Annotated in this window: 25 protein-coding genes; 13 read left to right on the top strand and 12 right to left on the bottom strand. The window is 74.0% G+C overall.

Annotated elements, in window-relative coordinates; genetic code table 11:
- The first annotated feature begins 117 nt into the window (after positions 1 to 117).
- From ACZ5NW_RS32100 to mug, 3 genes are all read left to right on the top strand, one after another.
- Positions 118 to 897, top strand: a complete 780-nt coding sequence (locus ACZ5NW_RS32100; protein ID WP_468747507.1) for an SGNH/GDSL hydrolase family protein — start codon at positions 118 to 120, stop codon at positions 895 to 897.
- A gap of 247 nt (positions 898 to 1,144) precedes the next feature.
- Complete coding sequence (gene purB, locus ACZ5NW_RS32105) at positions 1,145 to 2,587, top strand: adenylosuccinate lyase (protein ID WP_468747508.1); 1,443 nt, start codon at positions 1,145 to 1,147, stop codon at positions 2,585 to 2,587.
- Positions 2,588 to 2,612: 25 nt separating this feature from the next.
- Entirely contained in the window at positions 2,613 to 3,158 is a 546-nt protein-coding gene (mug, locus tag ACZ5NW_RS32110; protein ID WP_468747509.1) for a G/U mismatch-specific DNA glycosylase, read from the top strand.
- Between the two features lie 4 nt (positions 3,159 to 3,162).
- Here the strand turns inward: mug and ACZ5NW_RS32115 are convergent, their stop codons facing one another.
- The 3 genes from ACZ5NW_RS32115 to ACZ5NW_RS32125 form a co-directional block, all read right to left on the bottom strand.
- Positions 3,163 to 3,606, bottom strand: a complete 444-nt coding sequence (locus ACZ5NW_RS32115; protein WP_468747510.1) for a hypothetical protein — start codon at positions 3,604 to 3,606, stop codon at positions 3,163 to 3,165.
- A 127-nt stretch (positions 3,607 to 3,733) separates the two neighbouring features.
- Entirely contained in the window at positions 3,734 to 4,456 is a 723-nt protein-coding gene (locus ACZ5NW_RS32120) for an ABC transporter permease (protein WP_468747511.1), read from the bottom strand.
- Between the two features lie 2 nt (positions 4,457 to 4,458).
- Positions 4,459 to 5,379, bottom strand: coding sequence for an ATP-binding cassette domain-containing protein (locus ACZ5NW_RS32125; RefSeq protein ID WP_468747512.1), 921 nt, complete (start codon positions 5,377 to 5,379; stop codon positions 4,459 to 4,461).
- 109 nt (positions 5,380 to 5,488) lie between these two features.
- On the opposite strand from ACZ5NW_RS32125, the gene ACZ5NW_RS32130 reads away from it, so the two are divergent.
- The 3 genes from ACZ5NW_RS32130 (at position 5,489) to ACZ5NW_RS32140 (ending at position 8,574) form a co-directional block, all read left to right on the top strand.
- Complete coding sequence (locus ACZ5NW_RS32130) at positions 5,489 to 6,640, top strand: sensor histidine kinase (RefSeq protein ID WP_468747513.1); 1,152 nt, start codon at positions 5,489 to 5,491, stop codon at positions 6,638 to 6,640.
- A gap of 14 nt (positions 6,641 to 6,654) precedes the next feature.
- Positions 6,655 to 7,317 carry a response regulator transcription factor gene (locus ACZ5NW_RS32135; RefSeq protein ID WP_468747514.1) on the top strand — a complete coding sequence of 221 codons (663 nt, stop codon included), beginning with the start codon at positions 6,655 to 6,657 and terminating at the stop codon, positions 7,315 to 7,317.
- 99 nt (positions 7,318 to 7,416) lie between these two features.
- Positions 7,417 to 8,574 (top strand): ROK family transcriptional regulator, encoded by a 1,158-nt coding sequence (locus ACZ5NW_RS32140; protein ID WP_468747515.1) that lies wholly within the window; start codon positions 7,417 to 7,419, stop codon positions 8,572 to 8,574.
- Positions 8,575 to 8,658: 84 nt separating this feature from the next.
- On the opposite strand, the gene ACZ5NW_RS32145 is transcribed toward ACZ5NW_RS32140, so the two are convergent.
- Together ACZ5NW_RS32145 and ACZ5NW_RS32150 are read right to left on the bottom strand one after the other, a co-directional pair.
- Positions 8,659 to 9,420: a GntR family transcriptional regulator gene (locus tag ACZ5NW_RS32145; protein WP_468747516.1), complete on the bottom strand. Its 762-nt coding sequence runs from the start codon at positions 9,418 to 9,420 to the stop codon at positions 8,659 to 8,661.
- 244 nt (positions 9,421 to 9,664) lie between these two features.
- Positions 9,665 to 10,549: an RNA polymerase sigma-70 factor gene (locus ACZ5NW_RS32150; RefSeq protein WP_468747517.1), complete on the bottom strand. Its 885-nt coding sequence runs from the start codon at positions 10,547 to 10,549 to the stop codon at positions 9,665 to 9,667.
- A 101-nt stretch (positions 10,550 to 10,650) separates the two neighbouring features.
- Here ACZ5NW_RS32150 and ACZ5NW_RS32155 point away from each other — a divergent pair, with 101 nt between their 5' ends.
- From ACZ5NW_RS32155 to ACZ5NW_RS32170, 4 genes are all read left to right on the top strand, one after another.
- Positions 10,651 to 11,304: an NADPH-dependent F420 reductase gene (locus tag ACZ5NW_RS32155; protein WP_468747518.1), complete on the top strand. Its 654-nt coding sequence runs from the start codon at positions 10,651 to 10,653 to the stop codon at positions 11,302 to 11,304.
- 108 nt (positions 11,305 to 11,412) lie between these two features.
- Positions 11,413 to 12,243: an alpha/beta fold hydrolase gene (locus tag ACZ5NW_RS32160; protein ID WP_468747519.1), complete on the top strand. Its 831-nt coding sequence runs from the start codon at positions 11,413 to 11,415 to the stop codon at positions 12,241 to 12,243.
- A gap of 134 nt (positions 12,244 to 12,377) precedes the next feature.
- A complete protein-coding gene (locus ACZ5NW_RS32165; RefSeq protein ID WP_468747520.1) occupies positions 12,378 to 13,952 on the top strand; it encodes an alkaline phosphatase D family protein in 1,575 nt (524 codons plus the stop codon).
- A gap of 215 nt (positions 13,953 to 14,167) precedes the next feature.
- Positions 14,168 to 15,532, top strand: coding sequence for a GNAT family N-acetyltransferase (locus ACZ5NW_RS32170; protein ID WP_468747606.1), 1,365 nt, complete (start codon positions 14,168 to 14,170; stop codon positions 15,530 to 15,532).
- Here the strand turns inward: ACZ5NW_RS32170 and ACZ5NW_RS32175 are convergent.
- On the bottom strand, positions 15,492 to 16,790 hold the full coding sequence (locus ACZ5NW_RS32175; RefSeq protein ID WP_468747521.1) for a trans-sulfuration enzyme family protein: 1,299 nt from the start codon (positions 16,788 to 16,790) through the stop codon (positions 15,492 to 15,494). The two genes, ACZ5NW_RS32170 and ACZ5NW_RS32175, sit on opposite strands and share 41 nt — an antisense overlap.
- Positions 16,791 to 16,850: 60 nt before the next feature.
- Here ACZ5NW_RS32175 and ACZ5NW_RS32180 point away from each other — a divergent pair, with 60 nt between their 5' ends.
- Both ACZ5NW_RS32180 and ACZ5NW_RS32185 read left to right on the top strand, forming a co-directional pair.
- Positions 16,851 to 17,357, top strand: coding sequence for an Lrp/AsnC family transcriptional regulator (locus ACZ5NW_RS32180; protein ID WP_468747522.1), 507 nt, complete (start codon positions 16,851 to 16,853; stop codon positions 17,355 to 17,357).
- A 33-nt stretch (positions 17,358 to 17,390) separates the two neighbouring features.
- Positions 17,391 to 19,082 carry a DUF885 domain-containing protein gene (locus ACZ5NW_RS32185; protein WP_468747523.1) on the top strand — a complete coding sequence of 564 codons (1,692 nt, stop codon included), beginning with the start codon at positions 17,391 to 17,393 and terminating at the stop codon, positions 19,080 to 19,082.
- A 67-nt stretch (positions 19,083 to 19,149) separates the two neighbouring features.
- On the opposite strand, the gene ACZ5NW_RS32190 is transcribed toward ACZ5NW_RS32185, so the two are convergent.
- Positions 19,150 to 19,638, bottom strand: a complete 489-nt coding sequence (locus ACZ5NW_RS32190; RefSeq protein ID WP_468747524.1) for a rhodanese-like domain-containing protein — start codon at positions 19,636 to 19,638, stop codon at positions 19,150 to 19,152.
- A 153-nt stretch (positions 19,639 to 19,791) separates the two neighbouring features.
- Here ACZ5NW_RS32190 and ACZ5NW_RS32195 point away from each other — a divergent pair, with 153 nt between their 5' ends.
- Positions 19,792 to 20,238, top strand: a complete 447-nt coding sequence (locus ACZ5NW_RS32195; RefSeq protein ID WP_468747525.1) for an Lrp/AsnC family transcriptional regulator — start codon at positions 19,792 to 19,794, stop codon at positions 20,236 to 20,238.
- Here the strand turns inward: ACZ5NW_RS32195 and ACZ5NW_RS32200 are convergent.
- The 5 genes from ACZ5NW_RS32200 to ACZ5NW_RS32220 form a co-directional block, all read right to left on the bottom strand.
- Positions 20,232 to 23,222 carry an AAA family ATPase gene (locus ACZ5NW_RS32200; RefSeq protein WP_468747526.1) on the bottom strand — a complete coding sequence of 997 codons (2,991 nt, stop codon included), beginning with the start codon at positions 23,220 to 23,222 and terminating at the stop codon, positions 20,232 to 20,234. The genes ACZ5NW_RS32195 and ACZ5NW_RS32200 overlap by 7 nt on opposite strands.
- Complete coding sequence (locus ACZ5NW_RS32205) at positions 23,219 to 24,382, bottom strand: exonuclease SbcCD subunit D (protein ID WP_468747527.1); 1,164 nt, start codon at positions 24,380 to 24,382, stop codon at positions 23,219 to 23,221. Before ACZ5NW_RS32205 ends, ACZ5NW_RS32200 begins: the two co-directional genes overlap by 4 nt.
- Before the next feature lie 104 nt (positions 24,383 to 24,486).
- A complete protein-coding gene (locus ACZ5NW_RS32210; RefSeq protein WP_468747528.1) occupies positions 24,487 to 25,116 on the bottom strand; it encodes a YigZ family protein in 630 nt (209 codons plus the stop codon).
- 32 nt (positions 25,117 to 25,148) lie between these two features.
- On the bottom strand, positions 25,149 to 25,691 hold the full coding sequence (locus ACZ5NW_RS32215; RefSeq protein WP_468747529.1) for a SixA phosphatase family protein: 543 nt from the start codon (positions 25,689 to 25,691) through the stop codon (positions 25,149 to 25,151).
- A gap of 196 nt (positions 25,692 to 25,887) precedes the next feature.
- Complete coding sequence (locus ACZ5NW_RS32220) at positions 25,888 to 26,760, bottom strand: hypothetical protein (protein ID WP_468747530.1); 873 nt, start codon at positions 26,758 to 26,760, stop codon at positions 25,888 to 25,890.
- Positions 26,761 to 26,860: the final 100 nt, after the last annotated feature.

Below are 26,860 nucleotides of genomic sequence, written 5' to 3' on the forward strand. Positions count from 1 at the left end.
GGGCGGTGAGGCTGGGCGGCTGTGGCCGCGGGGGGTGAGGTGAGGTCGGGGTCGGGTTCAGGGTCGGGGAGGCCGACCGACCGATGGGTATGGGCACCGGTTACCATCGCTGACGCGATGACGACGAACCCCCCTTACAGCAGCCTGGTCGCGGTCGGCGACTCCTTCACCGAGGGCATGTCGGACGCCCTGCCCGACGGCTCGTACCGGGGCTGGGCCGATCTCCTGGCGGGCCGGATGGCGGCCCAGACGCCCGGTTTCCGCTACGCGAACCTCGCCGTGCGCGGCAAGCTCATCGCGCAGATCGTCGAGGAGCAGGTGGACGTGGCGGCCGCGATGGGCGCCGACGTGATCACCCTGGTCGGCGGGCTGAACGACACCCTGCGCCCCAAGTGCGACATGGGCCGTGTCCGGGGCCTGCTGACCGAGGCCGTCGAGCGGCTGGCCCCGTCCTGCAAGCAGCTGGTGCTGATGCGCAGCCCCGGCCGCCAGGGTCCGGTCCTCGACCGGTTCCGGCCTCGCATGGAGGAGCTCTTCGCCCACATCGACGATCTCGCCACCCGGCACGGCGCGCTCGTCGTCGACCTCTACGGCGCCCCCTCACTGGGCGATCCGCGACTCTGGGACGTCGACCGGCTGCACCTGACCGCCGAGGGGCACCGCAGGGTCGCGGAGGCGGTCTGGCAGCGCCTCGGCTACGACCCCGAGGACACCGAGTGGCACACGCCGCTCCCGGCCACCCTGCCGCCCGGCTGGCTGGCCCGCCGCGTGGCCGACGCCCGCTTCACCAAGCAGCACCTGCTGCCGTGGATAGGCCGCCGCCTGACGGGCCGCTCCTCGGGCGACGGCCGCCCACCGAAGCGTCCCGACCTGCTGCCTTACGAGGATCCGGCGTAGTCGCGCGGGTGCCGGGCTTGGGCGCACTGGGCTGCGGGCTGCCAGGCTTGGGCGTACCGGGCCGCGCGGCTGCCGGGCTCGGGCCTAGCGGGCCGCGCGTTGCCGGACTTAGGCGTACTGGGCCACGCCGGGCCGTGTCTCGCTGCGCCTCCCCCGGCCCCCGTCACCCCGTGACGCAGGTCTCGTACGTTCCGCCAAGCCCGGTCATGGCGCTGGCCTGCACGAATCGCCAGTAGAATCCGGTCACGTGACTTCTGCGCCCGCCAAGCCCCGCATCCCGAACGTCCTCGCCGGACGGTACGCCTCCGCCGAGCTCGCCACGCTCTGGTCGCCCGAGCACAAGGTCAAGCTGGAGCGTCAGCTCTGGCTCGCCGTGCTGCGCGCCCAGAAGGACCTCGGGATCGAGGTGCCGGACGCGGCGATCGCCGACTACGAGCGCGTCCTCGACACCGTCGACCTGGCCTCCATCGCCGAGCGCGAGAAGGTCACGCGGCACGACGTGAAGGCCCGCATCGAGGAGTTCAACGACCTCGCCGGGCACGAGCAGGTCCACAAGGGCATGACCTCCCGCGACCTGACGGAGAACGTCGAGCAGCTGCAGATCCGCCTCTCCCTGGAGCTGATGCGCGACCGCACGGTGGCCGTACTGGCCCGCCTGGCCAAGCTGGCCGCCGAGTACGGCGAGCTGGTCATGGCCGGCCGCTCCCACAACGTGGCCGCGCAGGCCACCACCCTCGGCAAGCGTTTCGCGACCGCCGCCGACGAGCTGCTCGTGGCGTACGGCCGGGTCGAGGAACTCCTCGGCCGCTACCCGCTGCGCGGCATCAAGGGCCCGGTCGGCACGGCCCAGGACATGCTGGACCTGCTCGGCGGGGACGCGGCCAAGCTGGCCGAGCTGGAGGACCGGATCGCCGGGCACCTGGGCTTCTCGCAGGCGTTCACCTCCGTCGGCCAGGTCTACCCGCGCTCGCTGGACTACGAGGTCGTCACCACGCTGGTGCAGCTGGCGGCGGCGCCGTCCTCGATGGCCAAGACGATCCGGCTGATGGCCGGGCACGAGCTGGTCACCGAGGGCTTCAAGCCGGGCCAGGTCGGCTCCTCGGCGATGCCGCACAAGATGAACACCCGCTCCTGCGAGCGCGTCAACGGCCTGATGGTCATCCTGCGCGGCTACGCCTCGATGACCGGGGAGCTGGCCGGCGACCAGTGGAACGAGGGCGACGTGTCCTGCTCGGTGGTGCGCCGCGTCGCGCTGCCGGACGCGTTCTTCGCGCTCGACGGCCTGCTGGAGACCTTCCTGACCGTCCTCGACGAGTTCGGCGCCTTCCCCGCGGTGGTCGCGCGCGAGCTGGACCGCTACCTGCCGTTCCTCGCCACCACCAAGGTGCTGATGGGCGCGGTGCGCGCGGGCGTGGGCCGTGAGGTCGCGCACGAGGCGATCAAGGAGAACGCGGTCGCCTCCGCGCTGGCGATGCGCGAGCAGGGCGCCGAGCGCAACGAGCTGCTGGACAAGCTGGCCGCCGACGAGCGGCTCCCGCTCGACCGCGCCCAGCTGGACGCCCTGATGGCCGACAAGCTCTCCTTCACGGGCGCCGCCGCCGACCAGGTGGCCACGGTCGTCGGCCGCGTCGAGGAGATCGTGAAGCAGCGTCCGGAGGCCGCGGGCTACACGCCCGGGGCGATCCTCTAGGGCTCGGCGGCAGGAGCACCGCGCGATGGCCCGTTTCACCCCGGCGGAGCTGGAGGCCGCCCGCGACCGACTCGTCCCGGACGTGGTCGCGGACGGCCTGCGGGTGTTGTTCTGCGGGATCAATCCGGGACTGATGACGGCGGCGACGGGCCATCACTTCGCCCGCCCCGGCAACCGGTTCTGGCCGGTGCTGCACCTGTCCGGGTTCACCCCGAGGCTCATGAAGCCCGCGGAACAGAGCGAGTTGACCGCGTACGGGCTCGGGATCACCAATGTCGTGGCCCGCGCGACGGCGCGGGCGGACGAGCTGAGCGCCGAGGAGTACCGGGAGGGCGGCCGGCTGCTCACGGCGAAGGTGACACGGCTGCGGCCGCGCTGGCTGGCGGTGGTCGGGGTGACCGCCTACCGGGCCGCCTTCGGGGAACGGAACGCCCAGGTCGGCCCGCAGGAGCGGGTGATCGGGGAGACGCGCGTGTGGGTGCTGCCCAACCCCAGCGGACTCAACGCCCATTGGACGGCGGCGACGATGGCGGAGGAGTTCGCCCGGCTGCGGGTGGCCGCGGACGGCTGACGCCTCAGGGCGGGTCGACGTCGGTGACGACCGCGAGCAGTTGGAACGGCAGCTCCTTGTCCCACTGGGACACGCCGAGGGCGACCCAGCGCTCCGTCCCGGGCGGCTGCCACAGGTGCAGATCGGGCACGTGGTTGCTGAGCGAGTCCCAGGGCTCGGGTATGTCCTCGCCCTCCGCGGACCGCATCAGGACACCGGCGAGACTGATGCGAGCCGGAGGCCCCCAGCGCTGGGTCAGCCGCTCCGTCAGACCGTCCCGGTCCGCCTCGTACTGCTCCTCCGTCTGCTCCCATGCCGTCCCGTCGTCCTCCCAGAAGTCGTCGCTGGTCGCCAGCTCGGCCGTGAGATAGCCGGGCCCCGCCTCGCCCACGTCCGTCCTGCCGTGCGCCTCGGGGAAGTCCCGGGCGCACAGCAGGGCTATGGTCTCCAGGCACCGTGCGATGTCCATGGATCCAGTAAAGCCGTCGCCACTGACAATTGGCGGGGCGTCAGTCGCCGTGGGGGATGCGGACCTCCTGGTACCGCGCCCACCGCCCCCGCTCACGCATCCCTGCACCCCGCCCGCCGCCCCCGGCTCACGCATCCCTGCGCCGCACCCGCCACGCCCCCGCCGCGAGGGCCGTCGCCGTCCACAGCGCGGTCACCGCGAGGCCCGTCCACGGCCCGGGGCCGGCGTCCGTGGACGAGTGCAGGACCGCCTGCCCCGCCCGGTCGGGCAGGTAGTCGGCCACGGTGCCGGACATGTCGCCGACGACGAAGGACACGATCAGCAGGAACGGGATGAGGATGCTGAGCGAGGCGGTCCCGCTGCGCAGCACGGTGGTCAGCCCGGCGGCCAGCAGAGCCATCAGCGTCAGATAGATCCCGCACCCGACCGCGCCGCGCAGCCCCTCGGACCATGTCATCCCGTCGGCCCCGTCCCCGAGGACGGCCCGGCCCACGAGGAGCGTCAGCAGGCCCGTGACCAGGCCGACGGCGAGGACGGGCAGCGCGATGGCCGTCGCCTTCGCGGCGAACCAGCGTCCCCGGTCGGGCACCGCCGACAGGGACAGCCGCAGCGCGCCCCCGTGGAACTCGGCGGAGACGGCGGTGGTGCCGAAGGCGATCGCCGCGATCTGGCCGAAGCTGACGCCGAAGAACACGGAGAACAGCGGGTCGGCGTCGTCGCCGGAGGCATCGGCCCCGGCGAGCGCGGAGAAGGCCGCGGTGACGAGCACGACCGCGCCCAGGGCGCCGGTCAGCGACCGCAGCGTACGGATCTTGATCCACTCGGCGTGCAGAGCGGGTGCGAATCCCATGGTCAGGCCTCCTGGGGCTGGGCGGCGAACTCGGCTTCGGCGACGGTCAGATCGAGGTAGGCCTGCTCCAGCGTGCCTTCCTCGGCGGTCAGTTCGAGGAGCGGGACGCCGGCCTCGGCGGCGAGCCGGCCGATGTCGTCCACGCGCGCGTGGTCCACGGTCCAGTGGCCCCCGGTCTGCTCCTCGGCCTCGTGACCGTGGCGGGCGAGCGCCGCGCGCAGGGCGGCGGGGTCGGTGGTGCGCAGCCGCACCCGGGGCCGTACGCGCGCGTCGATGAAGTCCCGCAGGGGCGTGTCGGCCAGCAGCCGGCCGCGGCCCAGGACCACCAGGTGGTCGGCGAAGGACGCGGTCTCGTTCATCAGATGGCTGGAGACCAGCACCGTCCGGCCCTCCCCGGCGAGCCCGCGCAGCAGTCCGCGGATCCAGACGATGCCCTCCGGGTCGAGCCCGTTGGACGGCTCGTCCAGGAGGACCACCTCGGGGTCGCCGAGCAGCGCGGCGGCGATGCCGAGGCGCTGCCGCATGCCGAGCGAGTACGTCTTCGCCCGGCGCCGGGCCGCGGGCGCGAGCCCGGTCTGCTCCAGCACCTCGTCGACCCGGCGGGCCGGGATGCGGTTGGCGGCCGCGAGGGCGAGCAGGTGGTCGCGGCCGGTGCGGGAGCCGTGGGCGGCGTGGGCGTCGAGCAACGCGCCGACGTGGCGCAGGGGTTCGTGGAGCGAGGCGTAGGGGCGGCCGCCGATCGTCGCGGTGCCCGAGGTGGGGCGGTCGAGGCCGAGGACGAGGCGCATCGTGGTGGACTTCCCGGCGCCGTTGGGCCCGAGGAAGCCGGTGACGCGGCCGGGCAGGACGCGGAAGGTGAGGTGGTCCACGGCCCGGCGGGTGCCGTACTCCTTGGTCAGGTCTTGGACGTCGATGCTGGTCATGGGCACTACCCTCGCCGCGCGCGCGGGGTGGGGGCCTCCCCCGCCGGTGGAGATCGTCTCCCCCGCCCGGGGGAGGCCGGTTGTCGGTGGCGGCTGGCACGATGACCCGATGGCGCGACTTCTGCGCCCTCTGGTCCGGGGGGCGACGTACACCCGATTGCTGCACCTGTGGGTCCCGATGCTGTTCGAGAGCCTCTGGCTGTACATCGGCCCGGCCTGGCCCTGGGTGCCGGCCCTGGTGCTGATCCCGGTCGGGCTGATCCCCGCGGTGCGCACGGGCGAGGGTGTCCAGGCGCAGTGGCTGCTCACCCCCGGCGAGCGGGACGCGGGCTTCTCGCTCGCGCCCTCGGCCACCTGGGGCGACCGGGCGCGCACCGTGGTGTGGCTCGAAGTGCGCATGCTGCTGGGCGCGTCGGCGCTGTTCGCCTGTGTGTGGCTGCCCGTCACGGTCTACGACCTCATCGCCGCCGCGCTGGGACACCCGGGCGGCGTGCCGTTCGTGCGGAACGCGCCCGGCCATTGGGCGTGGGCTCTGCTCACGCCCCTGCCCCTCCTCGCGCTCTACGGCGTGGTCGTGGCCCTCGGCACACTGGTCACCGCGGCTGCCCGCGCCCTCCTCGGCCCGTCCGCCACGGAGCGGATGCGCGCCCTGGAGGAGCGCACCGACCAGCTGCTGGAGCGCACCCGCATCGCGCGCGAGCTGCACGACTCCATCGGGCACGCGCTGACGGTGGCCGTGGTGCAGGCGGGCGCGGCGCGGGCGGCGGGCGACCCGCGGTTCACCGACCGCGCCCTGGAGGCCATCGAGGAGACCGGGCGTGCCGCGCTGGAGGACCTGGAGCGCGTCCTCGGTGTGCTGCGGGAGCACGACCGCCCGGTGAGCAGCCGGCCCACGCTGGCCGACGCCGACCGGCTGCTGGAGTCGGCGCGCGCGTCGGGCGCGACGGTGGACGTCGAGCTGACGGGCGCGCTGGAGACGGTGCCGGGGCCGGTGTCGCGCGAGGGCTACCGCATCCTCCAGGAGGCGCTGACGAACGTGCTGCGGCACGCGGGGGCCGTGCCGGTACGCGTACGCGTGGGCGTCACCGCCGACCTGCTGAACCTGGAGGTGCGCAATCCGCTGACGGACGCGATACCGGGCCCCGGGCGGGGCAGCGGGCTGCGCGGCATCCGCGAGCGGGCGGCGCTGCTCGGCGGGCGGGCCGCCACCGGCCCCGACGCGGGCGACTGGCAGGTGCGCGCGGAGCTGCCGCTGCGCTGATCTACGCTGGCCGGATGCCGGTCACCGTACTCCTCGTCGACGACGAACCCCTGGTCCGCGCGGGACTGCGCGCCGTGCTGGAGGCGCAGCCCGACATCGAGGTGGTCGGCGAGGCGGCCGACGGGGCGGCGGTCATCCCGCTCGTCCGGCAGCTGCGGCCCGACGTCGTCGCCATGGACGTGCGCATGCCGCTGCTCGACGGCATCGAGGCCACGCGCGTGGTGCTGCGCACGGTGGCCGACCCGCCGAAGATCCTCGTGGTCACCACCTTCGAGAACGACGAGTACGTGTACGACGCGCTGCGCGCCGGGGCGGACGGCTTTCTGCTGAAGCGGGCGCGGCCGGCCGAGATCGTGCACGCGGTGCGGCTGGTCGCCGAGGGCGAGTCGCTGCTGTTCCCGGCGTCGGTGCGGCGGCTGGCCGCGGAGTACGGCGACGCGGGCGGCAACCGCGCGGCCCGGGACCTGCTGGAGCGGGCCCGGCTGACGGACCGTGAGGCGGAGGTGCTGCGGCTGATGGCCCGGGGCCTGTCCAACGCGGAGATCGCGGCCCGGCTCGTCGTCGGCACGGAGACGGTCAAGTCGCATGTGAGCGGGGTGCTGGCGAAGCTGGGCGCCCGGGACCGGACGCAGGCCGTGATCGCGGCGTACGAGTCGGGCTTCGTGGCACCGGGGTAAGCGGTTGCCGGTCGGGGCGGCGCGGTGCCCGCGCTCGCCGGTGCCCGCCGCGCCTTGTACGATCCGGCCAACACGCGCACGAGCTGGGAGGACGTTACGTTGGGGCGGCTGACCGGCGGGGACCCCTCGCTGCTGCGAAGGATCAACTCCGCGGTGGTGCTGCACGCGCTGCGCTCCACGGACTGCGCGACACTGACCGAGATCACCCGGGTGACGGGACTGTCCCGGCCGACCGTCGAGGGCGTCGTCGAGGACCTCATCGCGGCCGGGCTCGTCGTCGAGACGGCCGCCGAGGAGGGCGCCGCGCGACGGCAGGGGCGGCCGGCGCGGCGGTTCAGGTTCCGCGCGGAGGCCGGTCATCTGCTGGGCCTGGAGATCGGTCCGCATCGGGTGGCCGCGCTCCTCGCCGATCTGGACGGGCGCGTGCTGGGCGCACAGGCCAAGGACGTCGCCGAGACCGCGTCGGCCGACGAGCGGCTGGAGCGGCTGCGCGGCGCGGTGGCCGAACTGCTGCGCCGGGCGGGCGTTCCGCGCAGTTCGCTGCGGGCGGTGGGAGCGGCCACGCCGGGGATCGTCGAGGCCGACGGCACCGTACGGCTCGGCACCGCGCTGCCCGAGTGGACGGGGCTGCGGCTGGGCGAGCGGCTGAGCCGCTCCTTCAAGTGCCCGGTGCTGGTGGAGAACGACGCGAACGCGGCGGCCGTCGCCGAGCACTGGAAGGGCTCGGCGACCGAGTCCGACGACGTGGTGTTCGTGCTGGCCGGGCTGAGCCCGGGCGCCGGTTCGCTGATCGGCGGTCGGCTGCACCGGGGCTACGGCGGGGCGGCCGGGGAGATCGGGGCGCTGCATCTGCTGGGCCGCGAGGTCACGCCGGAGACGTTGTTGTCGACCACGGACGAGCCGCTGCACCCGCTGGACGAGCAGGCCGTGGCCGAGGTGTTCGCCAAGGCGCGTGAGGGCGACCAGCGGGCCCGGGCGGCCGTGGAGCGGTTCATCCAGCGGCTGGTGCACGATGTGGCGGCGCTGGTGCTGGCCCTCGACCCGGAGCTGGTGGTGATCGGCGGCTGGGCGGCCGGCCTGGACGGCGTGCTGGAGCCGCTGCGGCGCGAGTTGGCGCGCTACTGTCTGCGCCCGCCGAAGGTCGCGCTGTCCCTGCTGGGCGAGGCGGCGGTGGCCACGGGCGCGTTGCGGCTCGCGCTGGACCACGTGGAGGAGCAGCTCTTCGCCGTGGAGGGCACGGTGACGGCACGGCGCTGACGCCGGGCACCGGATCGTCGTAGGGGAAACGGCTCGCGCCCCGGAGGAGTTCCGAGGCGCGAGACCGCGGGCGGCTGGCCCGGTTCAGGAAGCGTGGCGCTCCGGGCCGTGGTGGATCTCCACGCCTCCCGTGTCGCCGAACGTCAGCCGGCAGGTGTCCGCGCGGTAGGTGGCGACGGAGAGCGCGGCGGTGCGGGCGGCGGCGAAGAAGCGCGTGGTGACGACGAGGACGGGGGCGCCGGGCAGCCGGTCCAGTTCCTTGGCGTCGTCGGCGCGGGCGGAGCCCAGCTCCACGGAGCGGTCCTGCCCCTCCAGTTCCAGCCGCTGGAGTTCGCGCAGCAGTACGCGCGCGCGTGCGCTGCCGGACGGGGCGTCGATGGCGGTGAGGTCGGGCACCGAGGAGTGCGGGATGTACAGCAGTTCGGCGGCGACCGGCTGGCCGTGCGACATCCGGGAGCGGCGCACGGTGTGCACGGCCTCGTCGCGCCCGGTCTCCAGGGCGTCCGCGACGGCCGCGGGCGGGACGGCGAGGGTGCAGTCGGCGGGCTGCCAGGCGTCGTCGGCCGCGCCCGGCCAGACCTGTCCGGCGGCGCCGACGGCGACGCCCACGCGCGGGGGCGCGACGGTGGTGCCGACGCCGCGCCGGCGCTGGAGGCGGCCTTCGAGTTCGAGCTGTTCCAGGGCCTGGCGCAGGGTGGCCCGGGCGACGCCGAAGCGGGCCGCCAGCTCCCGCTCGTTCGGCAGGATCTCGCCCACCGAGAACTCGGAGTCGAGTGCTTCACTGAGCACGGTCTTGAGATGCCAGTACTTCGGTTCCGGCACCGATTCCAGTTGCGTGGTCCCCACCCTGTCCTCCGCAATCGCCGTGGCCCATCGGCGTTTTCGCGCCCTTGTTTATTAAAGGTTGTTGCACTTCTTTGCGACCATAGGGCGGCCCCCACCCTTGGTCAAGACCAATCCTCGATCCCTGATCGCCGCTTCGCGCGTCCCGCAGCACAGCGTTCATGAGGGGTTCGTACGCGGGCGTTTTCGTGACGCGACGGCAAAGCCCCCGTCGTGAAACGGGGGCCGGGCCGGAGCGGAAACGCCTCTAGACGGCGAGCGAGCGCAGCTTGTCCGGGTTGCGGATGACGTAGACGGACTGGATGCGGCCGTCCGCGGTGTCCACGGCGATGACGCAGTCCGGCCTGTCCCCGGACAGGAGCAGGACGGCCGGGCCGCCGTTGACCTCCAGGGCGCGGAAGGACAGATCGGGGATGTTCTTGCGGGCGGCCACGCCGACGAGGAAGCGGCCGATGTGGTCCGCGGTCTCCAGGATCCGCAGCGGCGCCTTGGTCCTGCCGCCGCTGTCGCCGACGAGGCGGGCGTCCGGCGCGAGCAGGGACATCAGCCCCTCCAGGTCGCCGTTGCCCGCCGCGTCCAGGAACCGCCGGGTGAGCTCGCGGCGCTGGGCCGGGTCGACGTCGTAGCGCGGGCGCCGTTCCTCCACGTGCCGGCGGGCCCGGCCGGCCAGCTGGCGTACGGCGGGCTCGGCTCGGTCGAGCATGGCGGCGATGTCGGCGTAGGGGTAGCCGAAGGCCTCCCGCAGCACGAACACCGCCCGTTCCAGGGGGGAGAGCGACTCCAGGACGACGAGCACGGCGAGGGAGACCGTGTCGGCGAGCACGGCGCGCTCGGCGGTGTCGGCCACGGTGTCCCCGAAGTCGGTGACGTACGGCTCGGGCAGCCACGGGCCGACGTACGCCTCGTTGCGTGTCTTCAGGCGGCTGAGGCGGTCGAGGGCGAGGCGGGTGGTGACGCGGACGAGGTACGCGCGCGGCTCGCGCACGTCGTCGCGGTCGGCGCCGGACCAGCGCAGCCAGGCGTCCTGGACCACGTCCTCCGCGTCGGCCACCCGGCCGAGCATGCGGTAGGCGACCCCCATCAGAAGGGAGCGGTGTTCTTCGAAGACGTCGGTCGCGGTGTCTGTGATCACGTCGCCATCCCATCCGACGCGCTCGCGGGTGTCCAGGCGATTGTCGGTGGGGCAGGACAGAATGGCTGCGTCACAAGTGGTCCGGAAATGGGGAGTTCGCCATGCGGTACGCGGTACTGGGCACGGGCGTGGTCGGGCGCACGCTCGGCTCGAAGCTGATCGAGCTGGGGCACGAGGTGGGAATGGGCTCGCGGACGAAGGACAATCCGGCGGGGCTCGCGTGGGCGCGGGAGGCGGGCGAGCGGGCGACGGCGGGTACGTTCGCGGAGGTCGCCGCGGCCGCCGAGGTGGTCGTCAACGCGGTGGGCGGCCGGGTGGCGCTCGCCGCGCTGGAGGCGGCCGGGGCGGAGAACCTCGACGGGAAGGTGATCGTCGACGTCTCCAATCCGCTGGCCTTCGAGGAGGGGGCGGCACGGCTGTCGCCCGTCGACTCCGACAGCGTGGGCGAGCAGATCCAGCGGGCGTTCCCCCACGCGCGCGTGGTGAAGACGCTGAACACCGTCAACTGTGAGGTGATGGTGGATCCGGGGCGGGTGCCGGGCGAGCACCAGCTGTTCGTGTGCGGCGAGGACGCGGAGGCCAAGGCCCAGGTGACGGCGCTGCTCGGGGAGTTCGGCTGGCCGGCCGGGCGAGTGCTCGATCTGGGGGGCATCGAGGGGTCACGCGGCATGGAGATGTGGCTGCCGCTGTGGGTGAACCTCATGCGGCACTTCGGGCACGCGGACTTCAACCTGGAGCTGCGCAGGGCGCGTTGAGACCCGATTGGGGGCTACCAGTGGGTAGCTACAGCTGACAAGCTGTCTCACAGTGTCCGTCCGCCCGTCCGTCCACCCGGCCCGGCCGTCCCAGACCAGGAGCACCCCATGTCCGCCACCGTGTCCTTCAAGGTCCCCTCCCCCCACGGCCCGCAGCCGGTGACCGTGTCGTACGCGCGCGTGGGCAGAGGTGCGCCCCTGCTCCTGCTGCACGGCATCGGGCACCACCGCCAGGCGTGGGACCCGGTGGTGGACATCCTGGCCGCCGAGCGCGAGGTCGTCGCCGTGGACCTGCCCGGGTTCGGCGAGTCCCCGTCGCTGCCGGACGGGCTGCCGTACGACCTGCCCACGACCAACGCCGTCCTGGGCGCGCTGTGCGAGGCGCTGGAGCTGGACCGGCCGGACGCGGCCGGCAACTCGCTGGGCGGCCTGCTGGCCCTGGAGCTGGGCCGCACGAAGCTCGTACGATCCGTCACCGCGCTGTCCCCCGCCGGATTCTGGTCGGAGGCCGAGCGCCGCTACGCCTTCGGGGTGCTCACCGCGATGCGACACATCTCCCGCCGGCTGCCGGTCCCGCTGGTCGAGAGCCTGTCGCGCACGGCGGCCGGGCGCACCGCCCTGACGAGCACGATCTACGCCCGCCCCGCCCGCCGCGCCCCCGAGGCCGTGGTCGCCGAGACGCTCGCCCTCGCGCGGGCGACCGGCTTCGACGCGACCCTGCGGGCGGGCACCACGGTCCGGTTCACCGACCCGCTTCCGGAGATCCCGGTCACCGTGGCCTGGGGCACCCGCGACATGCTGCTGGTGCGCCGGCAGGGCATCCGGGCCAAGCAGATCATGCCGCACGCCCGGCTCGTCCGGCTCCCGGGCTGCGGCCACTGCCCGATGAACGACGACCCGGCGCTGGTGGCGCGGGTGATTCTGGACGGCTGCCGCTGAGCGGGGCGCCCGTCCGGGGGCAAGTCCTGGGCCGTATGGGGTGAGTTGTTCACCCGTGGTTTCCGTGCGCGCTGCGGGGCGCCAGTAGTTGTGGCCTTGCACACCGGCCGGAAACCGTCCCTGGAGGCCCCCTCATGTCCGACCGTCCGTTCCCGGGGCGCCGCGGCGTCCTGCGCGGCTCGCTCGCCGCGTCCGCGGCCCTGACCCTGCCCACCGCGATCGGCGCGGCGCCCGCCCTCGCCCTGTCCGGACGGCCGGGGGCGCGCTGGGGCGTCCAGACCGGCGATGTGACCGCGCACTCGGGGCTCGTCTGGGCGCGTTCCGACCGCCCGGCCCGGATGGTCGTGGAGACCGCGGCGACGGAGTCGTTCAGAAACGCGCACCGCTGGTACGGCCCGCTGCTCGGCGCCGACACCGACTTCACCGGGACGACCCGGCTGTCGGGGCTCCCGGCGGGCGAGCAGATCCACTACCGCGTGCTGCTCGCCGACCCGGACGACCCGCGCCGTACCGGCGAGCCGGTCACGGGAACGTTCCGTACGGCCTCCGAGCGGCGGCGCGACGGGGTGCGCTTCGTCTGGTCGGGCGACCTGGCCGGGCAGGGCTGGGGCATCAACCCCGACTTCGGCGGCTACACCATCTACAACGCGATGGCCGCGCTGGACCCGGACTTCTTCCTGTGCAGCGGTGACAACATCTACGCCGACGGTCCCGTGGCGCCCTCCGTCGCGCTGCCCGACGGCAGCACGTGGCGGAACATCACCACCGAGGAGAAGTCCAAGGTGGCCGAGACCCTGGCGGAGTTCCGCGGCAACTTCCGCTACAACCTGCTCGACGAGAACCTCCGGCGGTTCAACGCCCAGGTCCCCTCGATCATCCAGTGGGACGACCACGAGGTGACCAACAACTGGTTCCCCGGGGAGATCTTCGCCGACACCCGCTACACGGAGAAGAACGTGGACGTCCTGGCCGCCCGCGCCCGGCAGGCGTTCTCCGAGTACTTCCCCCTCGCCACCCTGCGCCGCCCCGACGGCCGGGTGTACCGGGTCGTCCACCACGGGCCGCTGCTCGACGTGTTCGTGCTCGACATGCGCACCTACCGCGACGCCAACTCCCCCGACGACCAGACCACCGACCCGCAGGGCATCCTCGGCGCCGAGCAACTGTGCTGGCTGCAGCGCGAGTTGCTCCGCTCGCGGGCGGTGTGGAAGGTGATCGCCGCGGACATGCCGCTCGGCCTGGTGGTCCCGGACGGCACCGACGGCAAGCCGAACTTCGAGGCCGTCGCACAGGGCGACCCGGGCGCCGCGCTGGGCCGCGAGCTGCAGATCGCCGAGCTGCTGCGGTTCATCAAGCACCGCCGGATCACCGGCACGGTGTGGCTGACGGCGGATGTGCATCACACCTCGGCGCAGCACTACCAGCCGTCGCGGGCCTCGTTCACCGACTTCGAGCCGTTCTGGGAGTTCGTCTCCGGTCCGCTCAACGCGGGCGCCTTCCCGGCGAACGCGCTGGACGGCACCTTCGGCCCGGAGCGGGTGTTCGTGAAGGCCCCGACCACGGCGAACGTCTCACCGGCGGGCGGCTACCAGTTCTTCGGCGAGGTCGAGATCGACGGCGACAGCGCGGAGTTGACGGTCCGCCTGCGCGAACAGGACGGCACGGTGCTGTTCACCCAGGTGCTCCAGCCGGGGCGGGTGGGACAGTAGTCCCGGGTCCCGTAGGCTCGGACGCCTGCCGCGCACCGGCGTCATCCCCCGGTGCGCGGTACCCCGGCCACGCGGTCCCATGTATTCCAAAGTGGACAAAATATCCATTTACCCATCAGTCACATATCGTTCGTGATCACGCAACACCCTTCCTGCACAGTGGACGCATGAATCGGAAGATGACTGATGTGAGGCGCGCCAAGGACGGGCGTCCCGTGCACCACTGGCGCCGTGACGTGGTCGAACTCGCCGCCCTCTTCACGGCGGTCGCGGTCGCCGACGTGGTGGCGAACCTGGTCGGGCACGGCCCCGACGGGCCCGCCCTGCTGGGGGCCTCGGCCGCCGCCCTGGCCGCCACCGCCGGCTTCCACACCTGGTGGTCACGCCGCCACGGCCACGCACCGCCCACGAGCGATACCGATGCCCGGCCGCGCTCCACCGAGGAGCGGACCGGGCCCTCCGCCCTGCCGGAGAGCGTGACCGGGCCGAGTTGCCTGTGGCGGATGCGGACGACGGTCAGGGACGAACCGGGCGCCCTCGCCGCCCTGTGCACGGCGCTCGCCGGGCACCGCGTCGACATCCTCAGCCTGCAGACGCATCCGCTGGGCGACGACACCGTCGACGAGTTCCTGCTGCGCGCCCCCGGCGACCTGGCCTGCGCCGACATCACCCGCGCCGTGGCCGCGGCGGGCGGCTCCGGCACCTGGATCGAGCGCGCCGACGCCCACGACCTGGTCGACGCGCCCACCCGGGTCCTCGGCCTCGCCACCCGTACCGCCCTCGACGCCGCCGAACTCCCCCTGGCGCTGCGGCAGTTGCTGGGCCGCTGCACGATCCGCTCGCTGCCCGCCCCGAGCGCCGCCGGCGGACGGGGCACGGACGGCGTACCCGTGGAAGGGGTGCTGGAGGAGACCGTGATGCGCCTGCGGGCACCGGAAGGCGGAGTGATCACCGTGGAGCGGGCGTATCTGCCCTTCACCCCCACCGAGTTCGCCCGGGCCCGGGCCCTGGTCGAGCTGGACGCCCGGCTCGGACCGCGTGTTCCGCGCGGCCACGACGTGCTGACGCTGCCCGAGGGCAACGACATCACCGTGCGCCGGGCCGAGCCGGGCGACCTGGAGGCCGCGAAGGCCATGCACGAGCGGTGCTCGACGCGCACGCTGAGCATGCGCTACCACGGCCCCGTCGGGGACGCGGACCGCTACCTCAACCACCTGCTCAGCCCCCGCTTCGGCCGCACCCTCGCCGTCCAGACCCCCTCCGGCCGGGTCGTCGGCCTCGGGCATCTGCTGTGGGACGGCGACGAGACGGAGGTGGCGCTGCTCGTCGAGGACCAGTGGCAGCGGCGGGGCATCGGGGCGGAGTTGCTGCGCAGGCTGGTCGCCATGGCCCGGGAGGCCGGATGCGAGAGCGTGTACGCCGTGACGCAGTCGTCCAACACCGGGATGGTCGCCGCGATGCGGGGGCTGGGGCTGCCGCTCGACTATCAGATCGAGGAGGGCACCTTGGTGATCACCGCTCGGCTGAACGCGACGGTCGTCACCGGGCAGCCGGTGCTGGGGCGGGCCGAGGCACCGTAGCGCCCGAGGACTGTGCGGCGGGTGCGGAGGCGCTGTGGCCCGCCGCGCTCACGCGGCGGAGCCGCATATCACTACAGCCCGGGCCCGTTGCGGCCAGCGCCGCGTCCAGGTCCGCCCACAGGTCCTCCACGTCCTCCAAGCCCACCGACATGCGCAGCAATCGGTCGCTCACCCCCGCGCCCCGGCGGTCCTCCGCGTCCACGATGCGGTGGCTGATCGAGGCCGGGTGCTGGATCAGGGTGTCGACGCTGCCCAGGCTGACCGCCGGGGTGATCAGGCGGACCGAGCCGATCACCTCGTGCGGGTCGCCGTGCACCTCGAAGGCGATCATCGCGCCGCCGATGCGCGGATAGTGGACGCGTTCCACCCGGGGGTCGGCGGCCAGGCGGCGAACCAGTTCGGCGGCCGTCTCCGACGCGGCGCGCACCCGTACCGGCAGGGTCGACAGGCCGCGCAGCAGCAGATATCCGGCCAGCGGGTGCAGCACCCCGCCGGTGGCGAACCGGACCTGCCGCAGCCGTCCGGCGAACTCCTCGTCGCACGCCACCACGCCCGCCAGCACGTCCCCGTGGCCGCCGAGGTACTTGGTGGCGCTGTGCAGCACCAGCCGCGCGCCCGACGCGGCGGGGCGCTGGAGCACGGGCGTGGCGAAGGTGTTGTCGACCAGCAGCGGAACGTTTCCGCAGGAGTGGGCGACGGCCCGCAGGTCGACCTCGGCGAGGGTCGGGTTGGCCGGTGACTCGACCAGGACCAGTCCCGTGTCGGGCCGCAGCGCGTCGGCGATCCCCGCCGGGTCGGTCCAGGTCACCTCGGTGCCGAGCAGCCCGGCGGTCAGCAGATGGTCGCTGCATCCGTACAGGGGCCGTACGGCGACGACGTGGCGCAGCCCCATCGAGGCGCGGACCAGGAGCACCGCGCTGAGCGCCGCCATGCCGCTGGCGAACGCGACCGCGCTCTCGGTGCCCTCCAGCCGGGCCAACGCGGTCTCGAAGCGGGCGACGGTGGGGTTGCCGAGCCGGCCGTAGACCGGCGGTCCGTCCGGGTCGGCGCCGGTGGTGGCGAACGCGTCGATACGGGCGGCCTCGGCGCGGCTGTCGTAGGAGGGGTAGGTGGTGGACAGGTCGATCGGCGGGGCGTGCAGGCCCTGGCGGGCCAGATCGTCCCGGCCGGCGTGCACGGCTTCGGTGGCCAGTGCGCGGGGTGCTCTCACTGCGGGGCGGCGTACGCCGTCGTACGCGTGCGTGCTCGCTGAGTCCATGGGCGGAAGGGTGAACATCGACCGGGTTCAGGAGAAGAAACTCCGTGTTACGTTCGGCGCATGGCCGAATCTGTCGTACTGGACCCGGTGGATCTTCATCTGCTGCGGCTGTTGCAGAACGACGCCCGGACGACGTACCGCGATCTCGCCGCACAGGTGGGCATCGCGCCGTCGACGTGTCTGGACCGGGTGACGCGGCTGCGGCGGTCGGGGGTGATCCTCGGGCATCAGCTGCGACTGGATCCGGCCAAACTGGGGCGCGGCCTGCAGGCGCTGCTGTCGGTGCAGGTCCGGCCGCACCGGCGGGAACTGGTGGGGCCCTTCGTGGAGCGGGTGCGGGCGCTGCCGGAGGCGCTGACCGTGTTCCATCTGACCGGGCCGGACGACTACCTCGTGCATGTCGCGGTCGCGGACATGGCGGATCTGCAGCGGCTGGTGCTCGACGAGTTCACGGCGCACCGGGAGGTGGCACGCGTCGAGACACGGCTGATCTTCCAGCGCTGGGACTGCGGACCGCTGCTGCCGCCCACCGGACAAACACAGTCACCCGCCGCGCAAACGCCGTGACGTGCGGCGCGTCCTCGTACCAGGATGGTGCGCATGTCACAGACCAACAGCCCGCTGCCCCGTCAGGTCGCCGACGCCTACGTCGACGAACTCGTCGCCCTCGACCCGGTCACCGGTACCTTCCTCGGCGTGCGGGAGAGTTCCAGCCGCCTGCCCGACCTCTCGCCCGAAGGACAGGAGGCGATCGCGCGACTGGCGCGCGACACGCTGGCCCGGCTCGACGAGGCGGAGCGGCGGCCCGGCGCGGACAGTGACATCGAGCGCCGGTGCGCGCGCCTGCTGCGCGAGCGCCTCACCGCCGAACTCGCGGTGCACGAGGCCGACGAGGGCCTGCGCGCGGTCGGCAACATGGGTACGGCCGCCCACCATGTGCGCGAGGTGTTCACCGTGACGCCGAACGAGACCGAGGAGGACTGGGCGGCGATCGCCGAGCGGCTGCGCGCCGTGCCGGCGGCCCTCGCGGGATACCGCGCGTCCCTGTCGCTCGGCCTGGAGCGCAAGCTGTACGCGGCACCCCGCCCCACCGCGACCTTCGTCGAGCAGCTCACCGAGTGGTCGGACACGGACGGCAGGGGGCGCGGCTGGTTCGAGGACTTCGCCGCCGCGGGGCCGGACGCCCTGCGCGCCGAGCTCGACGAGGCGGCCCGCGCGGCGACGGCGGCGGTCGTCGAGCTGCGCGACTGGATGCGGGACGTGTACGCGCCGACGATCCAGGGCGCGCCGAACACGGTGGGCCGCGAGCGGTACGCCCGGTCCTCGCGCTACTTCAACGGCACCGATCTCGACCTGGACGAGGCGTACGCCTACGGCTGGGCCGAGTACCACCGGCTGCTCGGCGAGATGAGGAAGGAGGCCGAGAAGATCCTGCCCGGCGCGGAGACGCCGTGGGTGGCGCTCGCGCACCTCGCCGAGCACGGCCGGCACATCGAGGGCGTCGACGAGGTCCGGGCGTGGCTGCAGGGCCTGATGGACGAGGCGATCGACAAGCTCGACGGCACGCACTTCGAACTCGCCGAGCGGGTACGGAAGGTGGAGTCCTGCATCGCGCCGCCCGGCAGCGCGGCCGCCCCCTACTACACGCCGCCGTCGGAGGACTTCTCCCGGCCGGGCCGCACCTGGCTGCCGACGATGGGGGCCACCCGCTTCCCGCTCTACGAGCTCGTCTCGACCTGGTACCACGAGGGAGTCCCGGGTCACCACCTCCAGCTCGCGCAGTGGGCGCACGTCGCCGGGAACCTCTCCCGCTACCAGGCGTCGATCGGCATGGTCAGCGCCAACGCGGAGGGCTGGGCGCTGTACGCGGAACGGCTGATGGACGAGCTGGGCTTCCTCACCGATCCCGAGCAGCGGCTGGGGTATCTGGACGCGCAGATGATGCGGGCGGTCCGCGTGATCATCGACATCGGTATGCACCTGGAGCTGGAGATCCCGGGGGACTCGCCGTTCCATCCGGGTGAGCGCTGGACGCCGGAGCTCGCCCAGGAGTTCTTCGGCTCCCACAGCAGCCGCCCGGCCGACTTCGTCGTCAGCGAGCTGACCCGCTATCTGACCATCCCGGGCCAGGCGATCGGCTACAAGCTCGGCGAACGGGCGTGGCTGCTGGGACGGGAGAAGGCTCGTGCGCGGCACGGCGATGCCTTTGACCTGAAGGCGTGGCACATGGCGGCTCTGTCGCAGGGGTCCCTGGGGCTGGATGATTTGGTGGACGAGTTGGCGCAGCTCTGACGAGGGGCCGGGGGGACGGCCACTCTGTGCTGTCCCCTCGGCCGGGTCGGGCCGGCCCGCCCAGCGTTCAGCAGCCGCAGTCCTCCGCGTCCACCGGTGCCGTCAGCGGATCGGCCTGCTTCTGCGCGCCGCCCTCCCACGTCTCGTACGCGAAGCCCTCCCGGGCCCAGTACTCGAAGCCACCGAGCATCTCCTTGACCTGGTAGCCGAGTTCGGCGAGGGCGAGCGCCGCGCGCGTGGCGCCGTTGCAGCCCGGACCCCAGCAGTAGGTGACGACGGGCACCGACTTGTCGAGCAGTTGCTCGGCCTGCTCGGGGATGAGGGCGGTCGGCAGGTGGACCGCGCCGGGAATGTGGCCCTGGTCCCAGGACGCGGTGGAGCGGGAGTCGAGGACGACGAAGCCCGGGTCCCCGTCGGCGGCGAGCGCGGCGGCGACATCGGACACGTCGGCGTGGAAGACGAGGCTAGCGCGGAAGTAGGCGGCGGCGTCGGCGGGTGAGGCGGGGGCGACGCGCAGGACGGGGTTGGCGGCGGCCGTGGTGGCGGTGGCGGTCATCGCGGGGCCTTTCGTTTCGATGCTGATCGTCGCTGCTTCCGAACGACGCGCTTGCTGACGTCGAGAAATCTACGGCCGTTGATCATCTTCCAGAAGGGCCGTTCCACGGTCTGGACCTTGATGCGCCGGGGATTCCCCTGCTATCCCTGCCCCATGACCACGTTTTCCCCGGACGCCACCGACTGGCGCATTCTCGATGTCCTCCAGCGGGAGGGACGCGCCAGTTTCGCGGAGCTCGCGCGGGCCGTGTCGATGTCGCCGAGCGCGGTCACCGAGCGGGTGCGCCGGCTGGAGGAGGCGGGGGTGATCCAGGGCTACGCGGCGGTCGTGGACCCCGAGCGCCTCGGCATGCCGATCCTCGCGTTCGTCCGGCTGCGCTACCCGACCGGCAACTACAAGCCGTTCCACGACCTGGTCGCCGTCACGCCCGAGATCCTGGAGGCCCATCACGTCACCGGCGACGACTGCTTCGTCATCAAGGTCGCCGCCCGTTCGATGCGCCACCTGGAGGAGGTGTCGGGGAAGATCGGCGCCCTGGGCTCGGTGACGACCAGCGTCGTCTACTCCTCGCCCCTCCCCCGGCGCCCGCTCGGTCAGTGACCGCGCTGCCGCACGACCGACCCCGTTCTGTCCTTCACCACCTCCAGCTGGGCGTGGATGCGGCGGCGCAGATCGGCGACATGGCTGACGATGCCGACGCTGCGGTCGCGTTCGCGCAGTGAGTCGAGGACGTCGAGGACCTCGTCCAGGGTCTGGTCGTCGAGGCTGCCGAACCCCTCGTCGATGAAGAGGGTGTCCAGCCGCACCCCGCCCGCCTCGTCGGTGACGACGTCGGCGAGGCCCAACGCGAGGGCGAGCGACGCGAAGAAGGTCTCGCCGCCCGACAGGGTCGCCGTGTCGCGCTCCCGGCCGGTCCAGGCGTCGACGACATGCAGGCCGAGGCCGCTGCGGCCGCGTCCGGTGCGGTCGTCGGAGTGGACGAGGGTGTAGCGGCCGGAGGACATGCGCCGGAGCCGGACGGTCGCGGCGGCGGCCACCTGTTCCAGGCGGGCGGCCAGCACATAGGACTCCAGCCGCATCTTGCGCTCGTTGTCGGCCGAGGTGCCCGCGGTGAGGGCGGCCAGGCGGGCCACCCGGTCGTACTCCTCGCGCAGCGGCGCCAGCCGTCGTACGCCGCTCTCCGCGCGCGCGGACAGCCGGTCGAGTTCGGAGCAACGGCGGGCGGCGGCGTCCTGGGCGGAGGCGGCCCGGCGCAGCCGGTCGGCCGCCGCCCGCGCTACCTCCTCGGCGCCGGTGACGTCGGCGGCCGGTCGCTGCGCGGCGGCCGCGGTGTCCGCCTCGGCGAGGACGGCCCGCACGGCGGCCTCCTCCGTCTGCCAGGCGTCCAGGCGCCGTTGCAGCTCGCGGTGGGCGGCGTCGTCGAGGAGGGCCTCGGCGGCTGCCTCCGGGGTGTCGAAGCCGGCCCGGAAGGCCGCTTCGTGGAGGCGGCCGTCGGCGGCCTTGAGGCGCTCGGCGCTCTCCTCGGCCAGACGCGCGGCCTCGGCGGCCTCGGTGAGCAGCGCGGCCTGCCGCTCCAGCTGGACGGCTCGCGCGGCCACGCTGTCCAGCTCGCCCCGGGCCTGCGACAACTCCTCCTCCAGCGCGGCCCGTTCGCGGTCGAGCCGCTCTCGGTGGCCGACCCTGGAGGCAACCCGGACGGCCGCCTCGCGCTGGACGGCGGTGCGCCGCTCGTGCTCCTGCTCGGCGCGCCGCAGCTCCTCGTGCGCCGGGTGCAGCGCGGAGGCGTCCCGCCGGGCGCGCGCGTACCGCTGCTCCAGCTCCTCGGCCTCGGCGGCGAGCCGGTCCGTGGGGGTGTCGCCGGCCTCGGCGGTGGCGGCGGCCAGCTGCTCCCGTACGAGGCCCAGGCGCCGTTCGTCCTCGGCGCGCCGCTCGTCCGCCCTCTGGTGAGCGGCCAGGGCGTGTTCCTCGGCCTCGCGGTCGACGTGTCCGGCGACCTTGCGGGCGGGCGCCGGATGCTCGGTGGCGCCGCAGACCGCGCAGGGCTCGCCGGCGACGAGGTGCGCGGCGAGTTCGGCGGCGATGCCGTTCAGCCGCTGTTCCTTGAGGTCGAGCCAGTGCGCGCGGGCGGCGAGGGCCTGTTCGCCGGAGGCGAGGGCCCGGCGCTGGGCCGCGTCGAGGTCGACGGCGAGCCGGTCGCGCAGTTCGGCCGCCTTCAGGCGCTGCTGGGCGGGCTCGCGCCGCACGGCGAGCTGCTCGGCCCGGGTGGCGGCCTCCTGGGCGGTCTCGATGCGGGCCTGGAGGCCGGCGCGGGTCGCGTCCCACTCGGCGAGCCAGCTCTCCGTCTCGGTCAGGATCTCCTCGTCGGCGCGCTCCTGGCGGTCCAGGTCGGCGCGCTCGGCGACGAGCCCGGCCAGTCGCTGCTCGGCGCGCCGTGCCGCCTCCAGTCCGCCCAGTTCCTCGGCGGCCCGGCGGGCGGCGGCGGCGAGCCCCGGGGCCCCGGCGTTGGCGAACCGCTCGGGCAGCCGGGCACGCGCGTCTGCCTCGGCGGCCGCGGCCCGGCGCTGTTCGGCGTCGGCGGCCTCACGCAGCTCCAGTGCGGGTGCCACCGCCTCGGCCTTGCGGGCCCGGTCCATCCGCGCCTGCTCCTCCTGGTGGGCCCCGGCCCGCTCCTGGAGCAGCGCGGCCCGCTCCCGCGCCTCGGCGAACCGGCGTTGCAGCCGCGCCAGTTCACGGGTCTCGGCCAGGGCGCGCTCGGCGGCGCTCTGGGCGGACTCGGCGGCGAGGCGGCGGCAGTGGGCGATCGTGGCCTGTTCGCGCGCGGTGGCCCGGGCGACGGCGGCCGCGGTGAGGACCGCCTCGGCGAGGCCGGGCTCACCCGGGGTCAGCTCGGGCAGCTCCATGGCGTCGCCGGCGGCCTGCTGCATGCGGTGGGCGTCGGCCAGCAGTGCGGCGTCGCCCTCCTTGACCCGCGACTCGGTGGTACGGCGGCGCTCGGCGAGGCGCTTCTCGACCTCGGCGAAGCGCTGGGTGTCGAAGAGGCGGCCCAGCAGCCGGCCGCGCGCCTCGGCGTCGGAGCGCAGGAAGCGGGCGAAGTCGCCCTGGGGCAGCAGGACCACCTGGCAGAACTGCTCGCGGCTCATGCCGAGCAGCTGGGTGATCTCCTCGCCGATCTCCTGGTGGGAGCGGCTGAGGTCCTTCCAGGCGCCGCGCGCGGGGTCGTACTCGCGCAGCCAGGACTGGGCCTTGTCCAGGGTGGTGCCCGCGCCGCGCTTCTTGGGCCGCTCCCAGGGCGGCTGCCGGGTGATCTCCAGGCGGCGGCCCGCCACGGTGAGGTGGAGGGTGACCTCGGTGCGGGTGCCGGGCGCGGCGTGGTCGCTGCGCAGGGTGAGGCCCTGGCCGCTCTGGCGGGCGCCGGGGACGGCGCCGTAGAGCGCGTAGCACACGGCGTCGAGCACCGATGTCTTGCCCGCGCCCGTCGGCCCGTGCAGCAGGAACAGCCCGGCGGCGGACAGTTCGTCGAAGTCGACGGACTGGGCGCCGCCGAAGGGTCCGAAGGCGGTGATGTCGAGCCGGTGCAGCCTCACCGCGCCACCTCCCGGACCGTCTCGTCGGCGCGCACCGCGTCGAAGGCGTCCCGCAGGACGTCCCGCTCGTGCGGGTCGGGTCCGGCGCCGCGCACATGCGCGACGAAGTCCTCGGCGATCTGCTGCTCGCTGCGCCCGGCCAGACGGCTCGCATAGGTCGCCTCGGGGTCGTCGGAGCCGCGCTCGGGCGCGAACACGAGGCTGAGGGTGTGCGGGAAGCGCTCGGCGAGGCGGGCCATGGGCTCGGCCGGGCGGACGGCGTCGGTGAGAGTGGCCTCGACCCACGCGTCCGTGTGCCGCTCCAGGTCCGGGTCGTCGAGGAGGTCCTGGAGGGTGCCGCGCAGCCGGGCCAGCGGGCGGAGCACGGGAGTGTCGATCCGCTCGGCGGCGACCGAGCCGTCGGCGTCGAGGTCGATGAGCCACATGCTCTTGCGGTGGTCGGCCTCCGAGAAGGAGTACGGCAGCGGGGAGCCGGAGTAGCGCACGCGCTCGCTGATGGTCTGGCAGCCGTGGAGGTGGCCGAGCGCCACATAGTCGACGCCGTGGAAGACGCCGGCGGGCACGGCGGCCACCCCGCCCACCGTGATGTCCCGTTCGCTGTCGCTGGGCTCGCCGCCGGTGACGAAGGCGTGGGCGAGGACGACGGAGCGCGTGCCCCGCGCGCGCGTGGCGAGGTCGGCGCGGACGCGCTCCATGGCGGCGCCGAGCACGGCCTCGTGGCTCGGCCGGTCGACGCCGAACTCGTCCTTGACCAGGGCGGGTTCGAGATAGGGCAGGCCGTAGAAGGCGACGTCGCCGTGCTCGTCCGCCAGGACGACGGGGGTGCCCGCGGCGGCCGGCTCGGTGCGCAGATGGATGCCCGCGCGGTCGATGAGTCCGGCACCGACGCCGAGGCGGCGGGCCGAGTCGTGGTTGCCGGAGATCATCACCGTAGGCACGCCGAGGGCGGCGAGGCGGTGCAGGGCGTCGTCGAACAGCTCGACCGCGGCGAGCGGCGGCACCGCCCGGTCGTACACGTCTCCCGACACGAGCACCGCGTCGACCTCGCGCTCACGCGCGGTGGTGACGAGGTGCCCGATGAACTCGGCCTGGGCGCCGAGCATGTTCACCCGGTGGAACGCCCGGCCCAGATGCCAGTCGGAAGTGTGCAGCAGCCTCATGATCCCCGAGACTAACGGCCGGGTCTGACAGCACGGGCGGTTACTCCCGTATCGCCCCGTCACGAACCATACGGAAAGCGTGAATTACGGACATTTCATCCGGCCTATCGGGCGTCGCCGTACGCCTCCCCGCCCAGCTCGAAGCCGGCCGTGCCCGCCGTGGCGTCGGCGAGCCACGCGCGGAAGGCGTCGACGTCGGCGTCCGGCAGGCCGATCTCGATGGTGACCTCGTCGCCGTAGCGCACGTCCCGCACCTCGCGGCCGGTGGCGCGCAGGTCGTTCTGCACCTTGCCCGCGCGCTGGTGGTCGACGGTCACCGTGGCCAGGCGGAAGCGGCGCCGGGTGATGGTGCCGAGGGTGTCGATGGCCTCGCCCACGGCGCCGCCGTAGGCCCGGATGAGGCCGCCCGCGCCGAGCTTGACCCCGCCGAAGTAGCGGGTGACGACGGCGACGACGTACCGCATGTCGCGGCGCGTCAGCATCTGGAGCATGGGCAGGCCGGCGGTGCCGCCCGGCTCCCCGTCGTCACTGGCCTTCTGCACGGACGCGTCGGCGCCGATGACGTAGGCCCAGCAGTTGTGGGTGGCGTCGGCGTGCTCCTTGCGCACCGAGGCGATGAAGTCCTGGGCCTCCTGCTCGGTGGCGGCCGGGGCGAGCGCGCACAGGAAGCGCGAGCGATTGACCTCGGTCTCGTGCACACCCGCGCGGGCCACGGTGCGGTACTCGTCCTGCATCCGGCCAGCCTATGCGGTGCGCCGCCGGGCTCTCACCCCGCCGTCTTCCCGCCGCGCGGCACCGTCAGGGACGTCAGCAGGGCCGTGCCCGGGGACAGCTCCGGCCAGGTCCGGGCGTGCCCGGCGAGGACGGCGATCGCGCAGGTCGGGAACTTGGCGCGGACCGCCTCCAGTGCGTCGCCGACGCCGTCCCCGGCGAGGGCCAGAACCAGCTCCTCCAGCCCCGGGTTGTGCCCGACGAGCAGCAGCGTCCCGACCTCGGGCGGCGTCTCGCGGATCACCCGCAGCAGCTGGGGTACGCCGGCCGCGTAGAGCCGCTCGTCGTGCCGTACCGGAGGCGGGCTGTCCCACTCGGCGGAGGCCAGCTCCCAGGTCTGGCGGGCGCGGACGGCGGTGGAGCACAGGGCGAGGTCGGGCAGAGCGCCGGCCGCGGCGAGGGCTCGCCCGGCGGCGGGGGCGTCCCGGCGGCCGCGGGCCGCGAGGGGCCGCTCGTGGTCGGCGACGCCCTCCGGCCAGGCCGACTTGGCGTGCCGCAGCACCACGAGCCGCCGCGACGACCCGGCCCCCTCACGCACGCGTACCGACAGCCCGGCCTCCCCACGCGCGCGTACCGATCGCCCGGCCTCCCCACGCGCGCGTACCGATCGCCCGGCCTCCCCACGCGCGCGTACCGATCGCCCGGCCTCCCCACGCGTGCGTGCGGTCACGTGGTCCTCCCCGGAACCCGCCGCACCGGCCACGTCGACCCCCTCCGGCCGACTCCCGGCGGCCTCATCGCGGCATCCCCAGATCCCTGGTCAGGTCGAGGCCGAGCAGCCGGTCGGCGTAGGCGTACGTCTCGAAGCGGGCGCCGGGCGGCACATCCGCCTCCCCCACCCAACGCAGCACGCTCAGCACCTCCGGCACGTTCAGATCGTCCTCCCAGGCGGCGCGCAGCCGCCCGCGCACCTCGTCGGGCACCGGCCGCGACGGCTCGCGCGCCCATCCGGCCACGGCCTCCCGCCAGCGTAGAAGGGTGTCGTGCGCCTCGCCCAGGGCGCCGGCGTCCAGGACGACGGGCACGTCCCGCCGCCGAGCCAGCAGCGCGAGCCGCAGAACGGAGGGATCGGAGTCGGGCACCACCACCAGCGACCCGGGGCGGCCGCCACGCCCGACGTCATCCGGGCCGACGCCGGCGGCCGCCGAGCCACCGTCGTGCCTCGCCTCACCCGACGCCTCACCCGACGCCGAGCCGTCGCCGCCCCTCACATCGCCCTCGGCCGAGCCCGCCGCCGAGCCCTCGCCCGGCAGCACCGGCGCCACGGCGAGCAGGGTCCCTCCGGGGATCTCCGTACCCTCCGCCGCCACATGGACGAACTGGGCCTCGCCCAGGCCGCTCCCGACGTCCCGGCCGTCCTCGAAGGGGCGGATGCCCAGGGCGGCGGCCGCCGCGCGCAGCTCCGTCTGATGGTGTTTCGCGGTCAGCAGGGCCCAGACGGGCGTGCCGCCGAGTTCCAGGGCGCGGACGAGGACGTCGGCGACGAGCAGGACACGCAGGGCACCCGTGTCGTACGCCGGGGCGTGGGCCTCGACCCGGGTGAGGCCCCGGCGGACGGGTGCGGCGGCGACGGTCTCGCCGGTTCGGGCATCGGTGATGCGGAGCACGGCCCGAGCGTAGGCGCGCGGCGGCCCGGGCGCAGGCGGGCGGCGAGTTTTCCGGACACGTCCGGGCGTGTCGCCCCTTCCGGCCCCGGCGCGCCGGGAG

The sequence above is a fragment of the Streptomyces sp. NPDC032126 genome, from assembly GCF_055580085.1.